The organism is Actinomadura sp. WAC 06369 (assembly GCF_003947565.1).
GTDB classification, from domain to species: domain Bacteria; phylum Actinomycetota; class Actinomycetes; order Streptosporangiales; family Streptosporangiaceae; genus Spirillospora; species Spirillospora rifamycini.
Genome location: NZ_QHJN01000077.1, coordinates 21,684 through 36,435 on the forward strand (window position 1 = coordinate 21,684; position 14,752 = coordinate 36,435).

Annotated in this window: 11 protein-coding genes and 1 pseudogene; 2 read left to right on the forward strand and 10 right to left on the reverse strand. The window is 74.5% G+C overall.

Annotation, left to right across the window (positions count from 1 at the left end; genetic code table 11):
* Window positions 1–19 precede the first annotated feature (19 nt).
* The gene (locus tag DMH08_RS21245) at window positions 20–3,655 is read left to right on the forward strand and encodes a bifunctional glycosyltransferase/CDP-glycerol:glycerophosphate glycerophosphotransferase (RefSeq protein ID WP_125617252.1); all 3,636 of its coding nucleotides are present in this window, start codon (window positions 20–22) and stop codon (window positions 3,653–3,655) included.
* 27 nt (window positions 3,656–3,682) lie between these two features.
* Here the strand turns inward: DMH08_RS21245 and DMH08_RS21250 are convergent, their stop codons facing one another.
* The 6 genes from DMH08_RS21250 to DMH08_RS21275 form a co-directional block, all read right to left on the reverse strand.
* Window positions 3,683–4,384, reverse strand: a complete 702-nt coding sequence (locus DMH08_RS21250) for a class I SAM-dependent methyltransferase (RefSeq protein ID WP_233617719.1) — start codon at window positions 4,382–4,384, stop codon at window positions 3,683–3,685.
* A gap of 85 nt (window positions 4,385–4,469) precedes the next feature.
* On the reverse strand, window positions 4,470–5,528 hold the full coding sequence (locus tag DMH08_RS41090; protein WP_199747926.1) for an SRPBCC family protein: 1,059 nt from the start codon (window positions 5,526–5,528) through the stop codon (window positions 4,470–4,472).
* A gap of 94 nt (window positions 5,529–5,622) precedes the next feature.
* Window positions 5,623–6,480 (reverse strand): FAD binding domain-containing protein, encoded by an 858-nt coding sequence (locus DMH08_RS21260; protein WP_026402643.1) that lies wholly within the window; start codon window positions 6,478–6,480, stop codon window positions 5,623–5,625.
* Entirely contained in the window at window positions 6,477–8,843 is a 2,367-nt protein-coding gene (locus DMH08_RS21265; RefSeq protein ID WP_125617257.1) for a xanthine dehydrogenase family protein molybdopterin-binding subunit, read from the reverse strand. The genes DMH08_RS21260 and DMH08_RS21265 overlap by 4 nt, the downstream gene beginning before the upstream one ends.
* Window positions 8,840–9,331: a (2Fe-2S)-binding protein gene (locus DMH08_RS21270; RefSeq protein WP_034517954.1), complete on the reverse strand. Its 492-nt coding sequence runs from the start codon at window positions 9,329–9,331 to the stop codon at window positions 8,840–8,842. The genes DMH08_RS21265 and DMH08_RS21270 overlap by 4 nt, the downstream gene beginning before the upstream one ends.
* Before the next feature lie 214 nt (window positions 9,332–9,545).
* A complete protein-coding gene (locus DMH08_RS21275) occupies window positions 9,546–10,640 on the reverse strand; it encodes a CHAP domain-containing protein (RefSeq protein WP_233617720.1) in 1,095 nt (364 codons plus the stop codon).
* 366 nt (window positions 10,641–11,006) lie between these two features.
* Between DMH08_RS21275 and DMH08_RS21280 the strand changes: the two genes are divergently transcribed.
* On the forward strand, window positions 11,007–11,408 hold the full coding sequence (locus DMH08_RS21280; protein WP_026402641.1) for a cysteine dioxygenase: 402 nt from the start codon (window positions 11,007–11,009) through the stop codon (window positions 11,406–11,408).
* Between the two features lie 78 nt (window positions 11,409–11,486).
* Here DMH08_RS21280 and DMH08_RS21285 read toward each other — a convergent pair whose 3' ends face one another.
* The 4 genes and pseudogenes from DMH08_RS21285 to DMH08_RS21300 all read right to left on the reverse strand — a co-directional run.
* Complete coding sequence (locus DMH08_RS21285) at window positions 11,487–12,191, reverse strand: TetR/AcrR family transcriptional regulator (protein WP_125617259.1); 705 nt, start codon at window positions 12,189–12,191, stop codon at window positions 11,487–11,489.
* An 87-nt stretch (window positions 12,192–12,278) separates the two neighbouring features.
* The gene (locus DMH08_RS21290; RefSeq protein ID WP_051300687.1) at window positions 12,279–13,619 is read right to left on the reverse strand and encodes a dicarboxylate/amino acid:cation symporter; all 1,341 of its coding nucleotides are present in this window, start codon (window positions 13,617–13,619) and stop codon (window positions 12,279–12,281) included.
* A 219-nt stretch (window positions 13,620–13,838) separates the two neighbouring features.
* Complete coding sequence (locus DMH08_RS21295) at window positions 13,839–14,096, reverse strand: hypothetical protein (protein ID WP_125617261.1); 258 nt, start codon at window positions 14,094–14,096, stop codon at window positions 13,839–13,841.
* Window positions 14,093–14,752: pseudogene (locus tag DMH08_RS21300) on the reverse strand (LiaF domain-containing protein); the annotation flags it as partial. The pseudogene DMH08_RS21300 and the gene DMH08_RS21295, both read right to left, overlap by 4 nt.

Genomic DNA, 14,752 nt, shown 5'->3' on the forward strand with positions numbered 1-14,752 from the left:
CACCGACCGGGAGCGATCCGTGTCCCCTGAGACCAACCCCGCAGCCGGCCCGAGCACCGACGCCGCGGCCGCCCCGCAGGACGCCGCGAACGACGCCGCGCAGGACGTCGCGCAGGACGCCGCGAAGACCGCCGCGAAGGACGTCGTGCTGAGTGTCGTCGTGCCGTTCAAGGACGTCGGCGGGTACCTCGCCGAGTGCCTGGAGTCGATCGCCGGGCAGACGCTCCGCGACCTGGAGGTCGTCATGGTCGACGACGGGTCGGCGGACGGCGGCGCCGGCACCGCCGCGGACTTCGCCGCCCGCGACGACCGGTTCGTCCTCGTGCGGGGTGAGGGCGAGGGCCCGGGGCCCGCGCGCAACCTCGGCGCGGAGCACGCGACCGGACGGTACCTCGCGTTCGTCGACGGGGACGACGCGGTCCCGCCGTACGCGTACGAGCTGCTGGTCGGGTCGCTGGAGTCGACGGGTTCGGACATCGCGGGCGGGAACCTGCAGCGGCTCGACGGCGAGCGCGTCGAGCCGTCCCGCCCCCACGCGGACGTGTACGCGGAGGCGGTCCGGGCGACGCACGTGTCGCGGCGGCCCGAGCTGCTGCGGGACCGGACGATCGGCAACAAGGTGTTCCGGCGGTCGTTCTGGGACGCGAACCGGTTCCGGTTCCCGCCGGGCCTGTTCGAGGACCTGCCGGTCGCGATGGCGACGCAGGCGCTGGCGTCCGCGGTGGACGTCCTCGACGCGACCGTGTACTTCTGGCGGCGCCGCCCCGGCTCGCTCACCGACCGCGCCGCCGACCCGGCGCTGCTCAACGACCGGCACGCGTCCCTCGACATCGTGCAGCGGCTGTTCGCCGAGCACGCGCCCGGCCTGCTGCCCGCGTTCCACGCGCAGATCCTCGACGTCGACATGCACGCGTTCGTCCGGGCCCTGCCCGCCGCGCCGCCCCAGGAGCGGGAGCGGCTCGTCGACCTGGGCGCGCGGCTCGTGGCGGAGGCCGGCCCGGCGGCCGTCGAGGGCCTGGCGGCGATCCGCCGCCTCGAACTGCACCTGCTGCGCGAGCGGATGCCGCGGGAGCTGCTGGAGGTGCTCGCGTTCCAGGAGGGCGGCCTCGCGGACGTCCCGGTGGAGGCGCGCGGCCGGTTCCGGCCCCGCTGGTACGCGCGGTACCCGTTCTTCGGCGACCCGGACCGCGCGATCCCCGACGAGGTGTACGACGTCACCGACGAGGTCGAGCTGCGCGCGGACGTCGACCGGGTCGCGTGGGACGGCGACACGCTGATCGTCGAGGGCTGGGCGCACTTCGACCGGCTGGAGGTGTCGGACGTCCGCGACTCCCGCATCCGGGTGTGGATGCGCAACGTGAAGACCGGACGGGAGGTGGGGCTCCCCGTCGAGCGGGTGCGGCGCCCGGAGGCGACGGCGCGGTCCGGGCAGTCGCGGGTGTGCGTCGACTGGGCGGGGTTCGCGGTGCGGATCGAGCCCGAGTACCTGCTGGACGGGGACGAGTGGCGCTCGGGCACCTGGGAGCTGTTCGCGGAGGTCGCGACCGCGGGACGCCGCGCGGTGCAGCGCCTCGACGCGGTGGAGCCGGCGGTGCGGTGGACGGCGGCGCGGCAGGTGGACGAGCTGGTCGCGGTGCAGCCCGCGGGGGACGACGGCGGGTTCGTCGTGCACGTGAAGCGGTCCAAGGCGGTCGTGACCGAGTACCGGCGGTCCGGGGACACGCTGCTGCTCACCGGCTGGACGAAGCGGGCGCTCGGGACGAACGCGTCCGTCGTCGCGTTCCGCCGGCACGGCGGCGCGGAGGTCCGCGGCGAGGTGACGCTGCGCCCGGCGGCCGTCCTGCAGACGGTCGAGGGCACCGGCTTCGGGTTCACCGCGACGCTGCCGCTCGCCGACCTGATGCCCGCCGACGCGCCCGCCCGCCCGTACCGGGCGCACCTGCGCGACGTCCTCGACTGGGACGTCCGGCTGACGGGGGAGGGCGGCCCGCTGCGCCTCACCGTCGCGCCCGCCCTCACCGAGGCCAGGTTCCTGTGGCGGGAACGCGAGTACGTCCTCACCCGGACGTCGTTCGGGAACCTGCGGGGCATCGAGCGGACCCCGCGCCCGGTCGTCACGGCGGCCCGCTGGGACGGGTCGGGGCACCTGGCGCTCGCCGGCGAGTTCGCCGACCCGCAGGACCCGCCCGCGCACTTCCTCGTCCGCCGCCCGGAGACCGGGGAGACCCACCGGATCCCGGTGACCTGGGACGGGAGCCGGTTCGTCGCGACGTTCTCGCCCGCCGAGACCGCCGCGTTCGGCCGTGACGTCCCGCTGGCCGCCGGGACGTGGGAGGTGCTCGCGCCGACCCGCGCCGGGGACGTCGCCGTCGTCGCCGAGCGCTCCGCCGTCCCGTCCCTGCCCGGCCGGCACGCCGTCGGCGGGCGGGAGTACGAGCTCGGCGTGGAGCAGACGGACGCGCTGCGGCTCCGCACCCGGCCCGCCCTCGCCGACGACGAGCGCGGCGGTTACGCGCAGCGCGTGCTGCGGTCCCGCGACTACCCGGTCTACCTGCGCAGCCCGCTCGCGGACGTCGCCGTGTTCGACGGCTACGCGGGCTCGTCGTACAGCTGCAACCCGCGGGCGATCTTCGAGGAGCTGACGCGGCGTCGGCCGGAGACGGAATGCGTGTGGGTGTCGCGCGACGGCCAGTTCACCGTCGACGGCGAGGCCCGGATCGTCCAGTACGGCAGCCGCGAGCATTACCGGCTCCTCGCGCGCGCACGGTACATCGTCACGAACTACGGTGTGCCCCGCTGGTTCACGAAGCGTCCAGGGCAGACGTACCTGCAGACGTGGCACGGCACCCCGTTCAAGCGCCTCGGGTACGACCTGACGGAGATGCCGTACCAGCGCGCGGAGAAGCACGACTGGATGGAGCACGAGGTCCCGCACTGGGACTTCCTCCTGTCGCCCAGCCCCTACGCCACGCAGATCATGCGGCGGGCGTTCCGGTACGGCGGCGAGATCCTCGAGACCGGGTTCCCGCGCAACGACATCCTCAGCTCACCGGACACCGACGCGCTCGGTACGCACGTCCGCAAAGAACTGGGCATTCCGGAGGGCAAGAAGGTCGTCCTTTACGCCCCCACATGGCGGGACGACCAGACCTACACGCGCGGGCGCCGCGGCTTCCGCATGGAACTCGACGTCGAGACCATGCGCAAGGTCCTCGGCGACGACCACGTCCTCCTGGTGCGCACGCACCACCTCGTGACCGACCGGCACCTGCCCCCGTCCGACGACTTCGTCATGGACGTCTCCGGCTACCCCGACATCACCGACCTCTACATGGCCGCCGACGTCCTCGTCACCGACTACTCGTCCGCCGCGTTCGACTTCGCCGTCCTCGGCCGACCCATGGTCTTCTACGCCCACGACCTGGAGCGGTACCGCGACCACGTGCGCGGCTTCTACTTCGACCTGGAAGCGGAGGCGCCGGGCCCCGTCGTCGCCCGGACGGTCGACGTCGCCGAGGCCGTCCGCGCGGCCCGCGACAGCGAACCCGACCACGCCGACGCCTACGACCGGTTCTTCGTCACCTACTGCCCGCACGACGACGGCGGCGCCACCGGCCGCGTCCTCGACCGCGTCTTCACCGGCCTGCGGAGCTGACCCGGCGGGCCGCACCGCCCCGGCGGGTCAGCCGGGGCGGCGGGCCCGCGCGAACAGCCACGTCCCCGGCCACGACCGCACCGGCAGCCGCCGCTCCACCGCCGCCGACAGCCGCAGTGCCCCGTTGAGCGCCGGAGGCAGCGGCGCCAGGTCGTCCCGGCGCGACATCCGGTGCCGCAGCAGCCGCGGCACCGGCCGCACCAGCACGCCCCGGCTCCACACCCGCTCCACCACCAGCCCGGCGCCCTCCAGCAGCTCCACCAGCGCGCGCCGCCCGTACCGCCGGACCCGCCCGTCCGCGACGTCCCGCGCCGACCAGAGCGCCATGTCCGCCGCCGCCGACACCAGCGCCGTCCCGCCCGGCCGCAGGACGCGCGCGACCTCGGCCGCCGCCCGCGCGTCGTCCTCGATGAACTCCAGGACGTCCAGGACCAGCGCGAGGTCGAACCCGCCCCCGGGAAGTTGCAGGTAACGCGCGTCCCCCACGTACGCCTCGACGCCCTGCGCGCGCGCCGCCGCGACGGCGTCCGGGCTCAGGTCGACCGCCGTCGCGTACCAGCCGTGCTCGGCGAGCAGCCGCGCCGCCGCGCCCGTCCCGGCGCCGACGTCCACCGCCGCGCCGGGCGCGCTGAACCGCAGCAGCTCACCGGTCAGGACCGCGCGCCGCTCCCGATGCCACCAGTTGCCGTCCGCGAGGTCCGGGACCCGCTGAAGCCCGATCGTGTCCACGGGACCACCCGACGGCATCCCGCCGCCCGCGATCCACCCGCGCCGCCGTTCCCGTACGGATCGTTGGCGCGCTCTTGACCCGCGCTCAGCCCCGGCGGCGCCGCGTGAGGAACCGGAGGAGCAGCAGCACCGCGACGAGCGCGCCCACCGCCGGGACGGCCCGCTTGGCCAGCGACGGCCCGGCGACCTCCAGCAGGTCGATGGCGTCGTCGTCGAACCGGTTCGGCGCCGGCCGCACGGGCCGCCGCGCCGCGTCGTCCGCCCCGGCCGGCACGCCCGTCACCGGCCGCGCGACCTCCGCCCCGGCCACGGCCGGAGCCTCGGCGTCGGCGTCGGCCTTGGCGTTGGCGGCGGCCTGGGGGTCCGCGGGCGCTTCGGTGTCGGCGCTCGCCTCGGTCGCCGTCCCGGCGTCGGCGTCGGCCTTGGCGTTGGCGGCGGCCTGGGGGTCGACGGGCGCTTCGGTGTCGGCGTTGGCCTCGGTCGCCGTTCCCTCGCCAGTGTCGGTGTCGGCGCTCGCCTCGGACGTCGTCCCGGCGTCGGCCTTGGCATTCGCGGCGGCCTGAAGGTCTGCGGGTGCCTCGGTGTCGGTGCTCGCCTCGGCCGCCGTCTCGGTGTCGGCCGTGGCCTTGGCATCGGCGTCGGCCTTGGCGTTCGCGGCCGCTTGGAGGTCCGCGGGCGCGTCCGGCTCGGCGGGGGCGGTGGGGGACTCGATCTCGGTGGCGAGGTTCTTGGCGAACCGGTTGATGATCTTGGTGCCGACCTCGGCGAGGATGTTGCGGCCGAACTGGGCGGGGCGGCCCGTCACGTTGAGTTCGGTGCGGACGGCGACGTGGGTCGTGCCGTCGGACTCCCGCAGGGTCGCGCGCACGGTGGCGGCGGCCGTCCCGGAGCCGCGCGCCTCCTTCGCGGACGCCTCCAGCGCGACCTCGCGGGACGCCTCGTCCGCCGCGACGATCTTCACCGTGCCGCGGTAGGTGATGGTCATCGCGCCGACGCGCACCTTCATCCGGCCGCGGTACTCGTCGCCGTCGACCGCGTCGAGGGTGGCGCCCGGCATGCACGGGGCGATGCGCTCCACGTCGAGCAGGACCGACCAGGCTTGGTCCACCGGTACCGGCACGCTGAACTCGTGGTCGAGCTCCATAGATAATCGTCCTTATCGTCCGGAGATGTACCGGTGACCTTACGGCCGCGCCCCGGCCGCCCGCCAGTCGGGGCGGCCGGGGCGCGGCCGGGGGTCACACGGCGGCGGCCGCCGCGAGCGCGCGGGCGGTCAGGACCCGCGCCAGGTGCGCCCGGTACTCCGCCGAGCCGTGCAGGTCGCCGGGCGGGTCGATGCCGTCGGCGGCCGGTTCGGCCGCCGCGCGGAGCGCGTCCGCCGCGGCGGGACGGCCCGCGGCGGCGCGCTCGACGGCGGACGCCCGGACGGGCGCCGGGCCCACGTTGGTGAGCGCGACGCGCGCCTCCTCGACGGTGCCGTTCGCGCGCCGGACCGCGCACGCCACGCCGACGATCGCCCACGCCTGGGCCGTCCGGTGGAACTTCTCGTAGTGGACGCCCCAGCCGTCGCCGAGCTTGGGCACCCGGACGCCCGTGAGCAGTTCGTCGGGCTCCAGCGCGGACGTCATCCAGTCGACGAAGAACTCGGCCGCGGGGATCTCGCGCTCGCCGCGGGACGACCGGGCGAGCAGCACCGCGTCGAGCGCGAGCGCGACGGCGGGCAGGTCCCCGGCCGGGTCGGCGTGCGCGAGCGCGCCGCCGAACGTGCCGCGGTGGCGCACGGCCGGGTCCGCGACGGTCTCGGTGGCGCGGACGAGCAGCGGCGCGTGCGCGCGCACGAGCGGGTCGCGGATCACCTGGTGGTGGGTGGCCATCGCGCCGATGACCAGGGCGTTCCCGTCGTCGCGGATCTCCCGCAGGCCGTCGACGCGGTCGAGGTCGATCAGCGTCTCGGGGAACGCGAGCCGCATCCGCAGCAGCGGCATGAGGCTCTGCCCGCCGGCCAGCACCTTCGCGTCCTCGCCCGCGTCGGCGAGCGCCGCGACGGCGTCGCCGACCGTGGCCGGACGGGTGTAGCCGAAGCTCGCGGGGATCATCGGGCGCCTCCCTCGGTCGCGCGCAGCGCCCGCCAGACCCGTTCGGGCGTGCACGGCATCGGGACGTCCGACACGCCGAACGGGCGCAGCGCGTCCACGATCGCGTTGACGACCGCCGGGGTGGACGCGATCGTGCCCGCCTCCCCGACGCCCTTCACCCCGAGCGGGTTGGACGTCGCGGGCGTCTCGGTGCGGTCGGTGACGAACTCGGGCAGGTCGGCGGCCGAGGGGATCAGGTAGTCGGCCATCGTGGTGGTGGTGAGGTTGCCGTCGGCGTCGTACACGGCCTCCTCGTAGAGGGCCTGCGCGATGCCCTGCGCGAGCCCGCCGTGCACCTGCCCCTCGACGATCAGCGGGTTCACGACCTTCCCGACGTCGTCCACCGCCACGTACTTGCGGATCCGCACCATCCCGGTCTCGGTGTCGACCTCGGCGGCGCACAGGTGCGTGCCGTGCGGGAACGAGAAGTTGTCCGGGTCGAACGTCGCGTCGGAGTCGAGGGACGGCTCGACGCCGTCCGGCAGGTCGTGCGCGGCGAACGCGGCCGTCGCGACCTCCTGGATCGTGGCCCCGGCGCCGGGGACGCCGCGCACGCCGAACCGTCCGGCGGTGAACTCCAGGTCGTCCTCCGCGGCCTCCAGCAGGTGCGCCGCGACCTTCCGCGCCTTCTCGACGACCTTGTCGCACGCCGAGTACAGCGCGATCCCGCCGACGGCGAGCGACCGCGAGCCGTAGGTGTCCATGCCCTTCGGCGACACGGCCGTGTCGCCGTGCAGGACCCGCACGTCCTCGAAGGGGACGCCGAGCCGGTCCGCGGCGATCTGCGCCCACGCCGTCTCGTGCCCCTGCCCGTGCGCGGACGACCCGGTGACGACCTCGACCTTCCCGGACGGCAGCACCCGCACCGCCGCGTGCTCCCAGCCGCCCGCGCCGTACGACAGGGACCCGAGGACGCGGGACGGCGCGAGCCCGCACATCTCGGTGAACGTCGACACGCCGATGCCGAGCTGCACGGGGTCGCGGCGGTCGCGGCGGTCGGCCTGCTCGGCGCGCAGCTTGTCGTACTCCAGGAGCCGCAGCGCCTGCTCGGTCGCGGCCTCGTAGTTCCCGCTGTCGTAGGTGAGGCCCGCGATCGTGTCGTACGGGAACTCGCCGTGCCCGATCCAGTTGCGGCGCCGCACCTCGATCGGGTCGAGGCCGAGTTCGGCGGCGAGCTCGTCCATCAGCCGCTCGATCGCGTACGTCGCCTCGGGGCGTCCCGCGCCGCGGTAGGCGTCCGTCGGCGTCTTGGTGGTGAACACGCCCGTGCAGGTGAACGAGTACGCGTCCATCTTGTAGATGCCGTTGAACATGAACGCGCCGAGCAGCGGGATGCCGGGCGTCACCAGCATCAGGTAGGCGCCCATGTCGGCCAGCAGGTCCACCTTGAGGCCGCGGATCCGGCCGTCCCCGTCGGCGGCGAGGGTGAGCCGCTGGATCTGGTCGCGGCCGTGGTGGACGGTCATGTTGCCCTCGCTGCGCGACTCCGTCCACTTCACCGGACGGCCGAGCCGCCGCGCCAGCAGCAGCGCGAGCACCTCCTCGCCGTACACCTGCAGCTTCGAGCCGAACCCGCCGCCGACGTCCGGCGCCACCACCCGCAGGCGGTGCTCGGGGATCCCGGTGACGGTCGCGAGCATCAGCCGCAGGATGTGCGGGATCTGCGTCGCCGAGTAGACGGTGAACTCGTCGCCCTCCGGGACGCACACCACCGACCGCGGCTCCATCGCCGTCGGGATCAGCCGCTGCTGCACGTACCGGCGTTCCAGGACGACCGGCGCGTCCCGCATCGCCGCGTCCAGGTCGCCGTTCTCGAACACCCACGTGTACGACTCGTTCGTCCCGAGGGCGTCGTGCACGAGGTCGGCGCCGTCCGCGACGGCCGCCTCCATGTCGACGACGGCGGGCAGCGGCGCGTAGTCGACGTCGATCTCCTCCAGGGCGTCCGCGGCCGCGGCCCGGTCGCGCGCCACCACGCACGCCACCGGCTCGCCGGCGTACCGGACCTCCCGGACGGCCATCGGCGGATGCTCGGGGTGCCGCATGTCCTCGGTGACGACCCACGCGCACGGCAGCGAGCCCTGCTCGTCCGCGAGGTCGGCGCCGGAGAACGCCGCCACGACGTTCGGCGCGCGCCGCGCCGCCGCGACGTCCACCCGCTCGATCCGCGCGTGCGCGTGCGGGCTGCGCAGGAACGCCACGTGCAGGGTGCCGGCGGGGGCGATGTTGTCGGTCCAGCGCGTCCGGCCGCTGACCAGCCGCGCGTCCTCCGACCTGCGGCGCGGCGTCCCGATCTCGGCCGGCCGGTCGTCCGTCGCGGTCACGGCGCGACCTCCTGCTCCCGCGCCGGCCGCCGCATGTCGCCGGCCGCGCGCCGCACCGAGCGCACGATGTTCTGGTAGCCGGTGCAGCGGCACAGGTTCCCTTCGAGCCCCTCCCGGATCTCCTCGTCGGACGGGTCGGGGTTGTCGCGCAGCAGGTCGAGCGCCGCGATGATCATGCCGGGGGTGCAGTAGCCGCACTGGAGCCCGTGCTCCTCGTGGAACGCGCGCTGCAGCGGGTGCGGGCCGCCCGCGCCCAGCCCCTCGATCGTCGTCACGTCGCGGCCGTCCGCCTGGACGGCGAGCACGGAGCAGCTCTTCACGCTCAGCCCGTCCAGCAGGACGGTGCACGCTCCGCAGTTGGTGGTGTCGCAGCCGACCGGGGTGCCGACCTTCCCCAGCCGTTCGCGCAGATAGTGGACGAGCAGGAGGCGCGGTTCGACGTCGTCCTCGTACGTCGCCCCATCGACCTCGACACGGATACGTGGCATGCGTTCTCCCAGGGACGTCTCGGGGGTGGGCTCGTGAGCGAGACGTCCCCGGGAGGGGCGCGCTGCCGGGTCGACCACGCCATCGGGGCCTCCGTGGAAGGCGACCCAACGAACGTATGCCGACGTTGAAATCTGGACTAGACCCGTTTTTCCCGATTTCCGGCCATGGTCGGACGGGCCTTCCGGTCCGGCGCGCCGGACCGGGCGGGCCGCCTCAGGTCGGCCAGGCGAACGCCTTCGCGCTGCCCGCGGTGATCTGGCCGGTCGCCGTCCCGTAGTGGATCACCTGGAACCGCACCCGGAAGCCGTCGCCGACCGTGTCCGCGGGCAGCGAGTAGAGCAGGAACGTGTCGCCGTCGCTCGCGGTGTACTCCGCGATCGGGCCGCCGTCCCGGCGGTCGCCCGCCTCCTCGACCTCGACCGTCCGGGCCTGGATCTCGGTGCCCTTCGGCAGGCCCTTGATCTGGACGCTCGCGGTCAGCGAGTAGCGGCACGACCCGATGATCAGCGAGGAGCCGCCCTTGTCCCAGTGGTGGTGCTCCGCGTCCGCGTACTCCGTGCCCCACTCGACGGTGACCCACGTGTTCGGGGGCAGTTCCTGCGGGGTGCTCACCCCGACGCTCACGTAGTCCGGCATGTCGTCTACCTCCTTGTATGCGGGCCGTCCGTATCCGGCGATCACTCCCGAGCCGCGCACGCGCCGCTTGCACGCGTCGCCGGTGTTGCCCTCGATCGTCTGGACCCGTCCGCCGCCGAGCACCTTCTCGACGACGCCGACGTGGTCGATCGCGCCGATCGAGTTCGACTCGCCCCAGTCGAAGAACACGATGTCGCCCGGTTTCGCGGCGTTGACCCGCGCGGTCGTCCCGGTGTGCCAGGTGCCGAGCTTCTGGAAGTCGGCGGCGTGCCAGGGCGTGTAGGCGCGGTCCCCGGCCGGGAGCACCGCCGCGGCCGTCCCGCTGTGCCGCGCCCAGTAGGTCACCGCCATGTCGCACCACGGGGCCCGCAGGAACTCGTCACCGTGCCGGGACGCGTACTCCCGCGTGATCGTGTTCGGCCGTCCCGACATCCCGAGCGACTTGCGGGCCTCGGCGATCAGCGCCTGCGCGCCCGACGGCGCCGCGGCGGCGGCCGGCGGCGCGGTCGACGCGGCCAGGCGGAAGACTCCGTCGGCCTCCGGCGCGCCGTACAGCCGTTCGAGGACCTGTTCCTCGTCCGGCTCGGTGGGGTTGTGGACGCCCCAATGGACGTCGACCTTGTCCATATTCGCCGCCTCGGCGGCGTCCGTTCTCTCGTTCTCGGGGGTCATGTTCCTCCTGCTGCGTGCTGCTCCTGCGGTCCGGCCCCCGCGCCGCGTGGGCGGCGTACAACCGACGGTAACGGGGGTTCGCCCCGTCCATCAGGGTTTTCACGGGAAAGCACATGACTGCACCCGTGCGGGAGTCTGTACTGACCTGGGGGAACACCCCGCGCTCGGCGGGGTGTGATCGACTTGACAGCGGACGGCCCCTGCGTGTTCGCTGGGCCGTATGCCAGCGCGCATCTCTCTCAACGGCCCCGTGGCGCTCCGCCGCGTGGCCAGCGCGCTGTGTCCTTCGTGTTGCCGCTGATCTCCGTTCATCCCCGGGGTGGGTGCCCCGGATCCGGCCCATCACACGAAGGACCCGTTTCGGACATGGTTCCCGATCTCACCATGCGCGGCCAGGACGACCCGCACGGCCGCGCCGTCACCGCCCGCCCCCCGACCGTCGGCCTGCTCGCCGCCCGCGTGCACGCGCTCGCCGCCCGTCCCGCCGAGTGGTGGCGGCTGATCGGCTTCGACGACGCGGGCCCCGTGCGCGTCCCGCTCGGCACCGACGGCGGCGTCCCGGTCTGGCTCACCACCTGGCCGCCCGGCCACGGCGCCACCGTCGACGCCCGCGTCAGCACCCTCATCGCGGGCGAGCTCACCGAGGTGCTGATCGCCCCCGACGGCGTCACCGAACGCCCCCTGCGCGCGAACCGCGTCCGCGTGCACGCCGAGTCCCGCGCCTTCACCAACCCCGGCCCCGCCTACGCCGTGAGCCTCCACGCGTAGTCGCCCAGGGGGCGACCCCTGGAACGCCCGCCGGTCGCGGAACGATCCTCGCGTGCTGCAAGGTGCCGTGGACGGGGCCTACCGGGAGTGCGGGGGGCCGGGGTGGGCGGGGGTGAGGTACGGGGTGGCGGCTTCGGGGCCCAGGACCGGGAGGACGGCGAAGTAGGTGAGGGACGGCAGCAGGGCCCGGAGGTCGTCGTCGCCGGTCTCGATCCGGACCCGGACGGCGCCGACGACGCCGCCGACGACCGCGTCCGCGACGGCGTCCGGCACCGGGGGGAGGCCCGGCGCCGCGAAGAACGCGCGGAACCGGGCGAGGTCGTCGATGCGGGCGAGCCGGACGTCCGGGCCCGCGGCGTTCGCCTCGATGAGGGCCGCGCGGGCGAAGCGCGGCTCGCGGGCCAGCAGCGCGAGCATCGTGCGCAGCGCCGCGTGGACGCCCTCCGGCCAGGACGGCGCGGCCTCGTGGGCGTCGGCCATGCGGCGGTGCAGGATGTCCATGCCGCGCCGGTAGGCGGCGAGGAAGCACGCGTCGAGGCCGTCGAAGTGCTCGTAGAAGGTCTTCTTCGTGACCCCGGCGGCACCCGCGACTCCGCTGATGGTCGTCTGCGGGTAGCCGCGCGCCGACACCACCTCGACGAGCGCGTCGATGAGGCGTCCGCGCTGGATGCCCGCGACGGTCTCGGGGGAGAGGCCGTGCCGGCCGGGCTTGATCGCGCGGCGCGGGTCGAGGGCCGAGCGGGACCCGGGCAGCACGTCCGGTCCGCGGGTCGGTTCGGTCATCGCCCCCTCCGGTCACTTGCCGTCGGGGTCAGGTTACTCGCCGTCCCCGGAGCGGGCTCGTGCCGCTCCGGGGACGCGGTACCGGGATCAGGCGGGCTGGGGCGCCGACGAGCGGTCCCGCTCGGGGTCGTCGGCGGTGTCCTCGCCGGCCGCGGCCTCGGACGGCGGCGCGTCCAGCGGACGGCTGTGCCCGTTGAACACCTCCTCGTCGAGGATGCCCTCGGACCGGGCGACCAGGACCGGGACGGCGAGCTGGCCGGTGACGTTCGTCGCGGTGCGGCCCATGTCGATGACCTTGTCGATCGCGATGAGGTAGCCGACGGCCTCCAGCGGCAGGCCCACGGTGGTCAGCGTCAGGGTGAGCGCGACCAGCGCCGGGCCCGGGGTGCCGCCGGTGCCGATCTGCCCGATGACGGCGGCGAGCGCGATCAGTGCGTACTCGCCGATGCCGAGCTGCACGCCGGTGTACTGGGCGACGAACACCGCGGCGATCGCCGGGTAGATCGCGCCGCAGCCGTCGAACTTGATCGTCGCGCCGAGCGGCTGCGCGAAGCTCGCGTACTCGGGCTGGACGCCGTTGCGCTCGATCGACACCCGCTGCGCGATCGGCAGCGTCGCGAGGGACGACGACGACACGAAGCCGAACTGGATCGCGGGCCACGAGTTGCGGTAGAAGCGCAGCGGGTTCACGCGCCCGAACGCCCGCAGCAGCACCGGGTACCCGATGAGCAGCATCAGCGCGAGGCCGAGGTAGATCGCGCCGGTGAACTTCGCCAGCGGCGCGAGGGACGACGGGCCGTAGGACGCGACGACCGAGGCGATCAGGAAGAACGACCCGATCGGGGTCAGCCGCACCACCCACCACACGGCCTTCTGCATGACCGCGTACAGGTCGTCGATGATGCCCGTCAGCCGCTCGCCGCGCTCGCCGATCGCGACCAGCGCGGCGCCGAACAGGACGGCGAACGTCACGACGCCCAGCACGTTGCCGTCCGCCATCGTCTGCACGATGTTGGACGGGAACAGGTTCTGCAGGATCTGCGTCCACGTGACCGCTTCGGTCTCGGTGGTCTCGCCCGCGAGGTCGCCGAGGCCCTCGCCCGGCTTGATCAGCAGCGCGACGACGAGGCCGATCGCGGTGGCGATCGCGGACGTGACGACGAACCAGCCGAGCGTCTTGCCGGTCAGCCGGGCGACGCTGCCGACGCCGCGCAGCCGTCCGACGCTCACCACGATCGCGGCGAACACCAGCGGGATGACGACGACCTTCAGCAGGCTGACGTAGACGTCGCCGAACGGGTCGAGCCAGTCTTCGGCGGTGCCCGCGCCGCCGGCGAAGTTGTTGATCAGGACGCCGGCGGCGGCGCCGAGCACGAGCGACAGCACGATCTGCTGCCAGAACTGCCATTTCCACACACGGAAGGTCACGAGAGGTTCTCCTGGACGCCGGGCGGCACGCGCCGGCCGGGCGGGGTTCGGGGGTGGGAAGAGGGCTGGCGGACGGGTCAGCGGCTACACAGCACGGCGGCCAGGCGGCACAGGTCGACGTGCAGCCGGGCCACGAGCGAAACGCTCTTCACGGAGAACCTCACGGGCCGATCAACGCCGGTGCGTCCAGGGATCTTCCCGGCAAAAGTGTGATCTACCTCACTTTTGCCTCAAGTCTCGGTCACGGTCGCGGCGGCGCCCCCGCGTCGCGATCCGCACCGCGCCCACCAGGCCCAGGCCGATCAGCACGAGCGGGACGGCCACGACCGGGTTCAGCAGCCGCTCCGCCGTGACCCCCTCGGCGAGGAACAGCCCGGCCAGCGCGAGGAAGAACAGCCCGGTGACCGGCCCGGCCGGATCGAAGCGGCGCCGGGCTGGCGGCCGGTCGGCGGGGCGGTCGGCGGGGCGGTCGGTCACGGGGCCACGTCCACGTCCACGTCACCGATCTTCCCGCGCAGCCGCAGCACGATGGTCGGCGGGTCCCCGGCGGCGGACGCGGGCTCGAAGACCCGCTCGGCGCGGGCGTTCGGGCCGCTGGTCGTCCGGCCGTCGATGCGCAGGTCGCCGAGCAGGATCCGGGCGTCCAGGACGACCCGCGCGTCCTTCGGCACGGTGACCGCGAGGCCCCCGAGCACGACCTCCGCGTCGATCGTCACCCGCCGCCCGGCGCGCAGCGGCAGCGCGGTGAGGTCGAGCGTCCCCTGGCCGACGGTGACGCGGTACTCCTGCCCGGTGCCCGGGTCGCCGGTCGGCCGCCACGTCACCTCGCGGTACTTCATCGACTCCGGGGCCTCCGCCGCGACGGACGACGTGACGAGCGCGAGCGACAGCACCGTCCCGGCGGTCGCGAGCCCGCGCGTCCGGAACCAGCCGCCGAGCACGAGCCCGAGACCGACCACGCCCAGCGCCGTCGCCATCACGATCATCCACGAGTCCGGCGCCGGGTACCCCCGCGCGGCGGGGACCGCCGCGGCACCGGCGGCGGCCGCGCACAGCAGCGTGACCGGGGTGAGCGGCGACCGCTGCCGCCGGACGGCCGGGGCCGGGCGGGGCGGCGCGGGCGGCGCCGGCCG

Excerpts from the sequence above, each read along its gene's own strand:
- DMH08_RS41090 (WP_199747926.1), bottom strand. The coding sequence starts at position 5,528 with ATGGAGCTCGACCACGAGTTCAGCGTGCCGGTACCGGTGGACCAAGCC.
- DMH08_RS21270 (WP_034517954.1), bottom strand. The coding sequence starts at position 9,331 with ATGCCACGTATCCGTGTCGAGGTCGATGGGGCGACGTACGAGGACGAC.
- DMH08_RS21275 (WP_233617720.1), bottom strand. The coding sequence starts at position 10,640 with ATGACCCCCGAGAACGAGAGAACGGACGCCGCCGAGGCGGCGAATATG.
- DMH08_RS21280 (WP_026402641.1), top strand. The coding sequence starts at position 11,007 with ATGGTTCCCGATCTCACCATGCGCGGCCAGGACGACCCGCACGGCCGC.
- DMH08_RS21285 (WP_125617259.1), bottom strand. The coding sequence starts at position 12,191 with ATGACCGAACCGACCCGCGGACCGGACGTGCTGCCCGGGTCCCGCTCG.
- DMH08_RS21260 (WP_026402643.1), bottom strand. The coding sequence starts at position 6,480 with ATGATCCCCGCGAGCTTCGGCTACACCCGTCCGGCCACGGTCGGCGAC.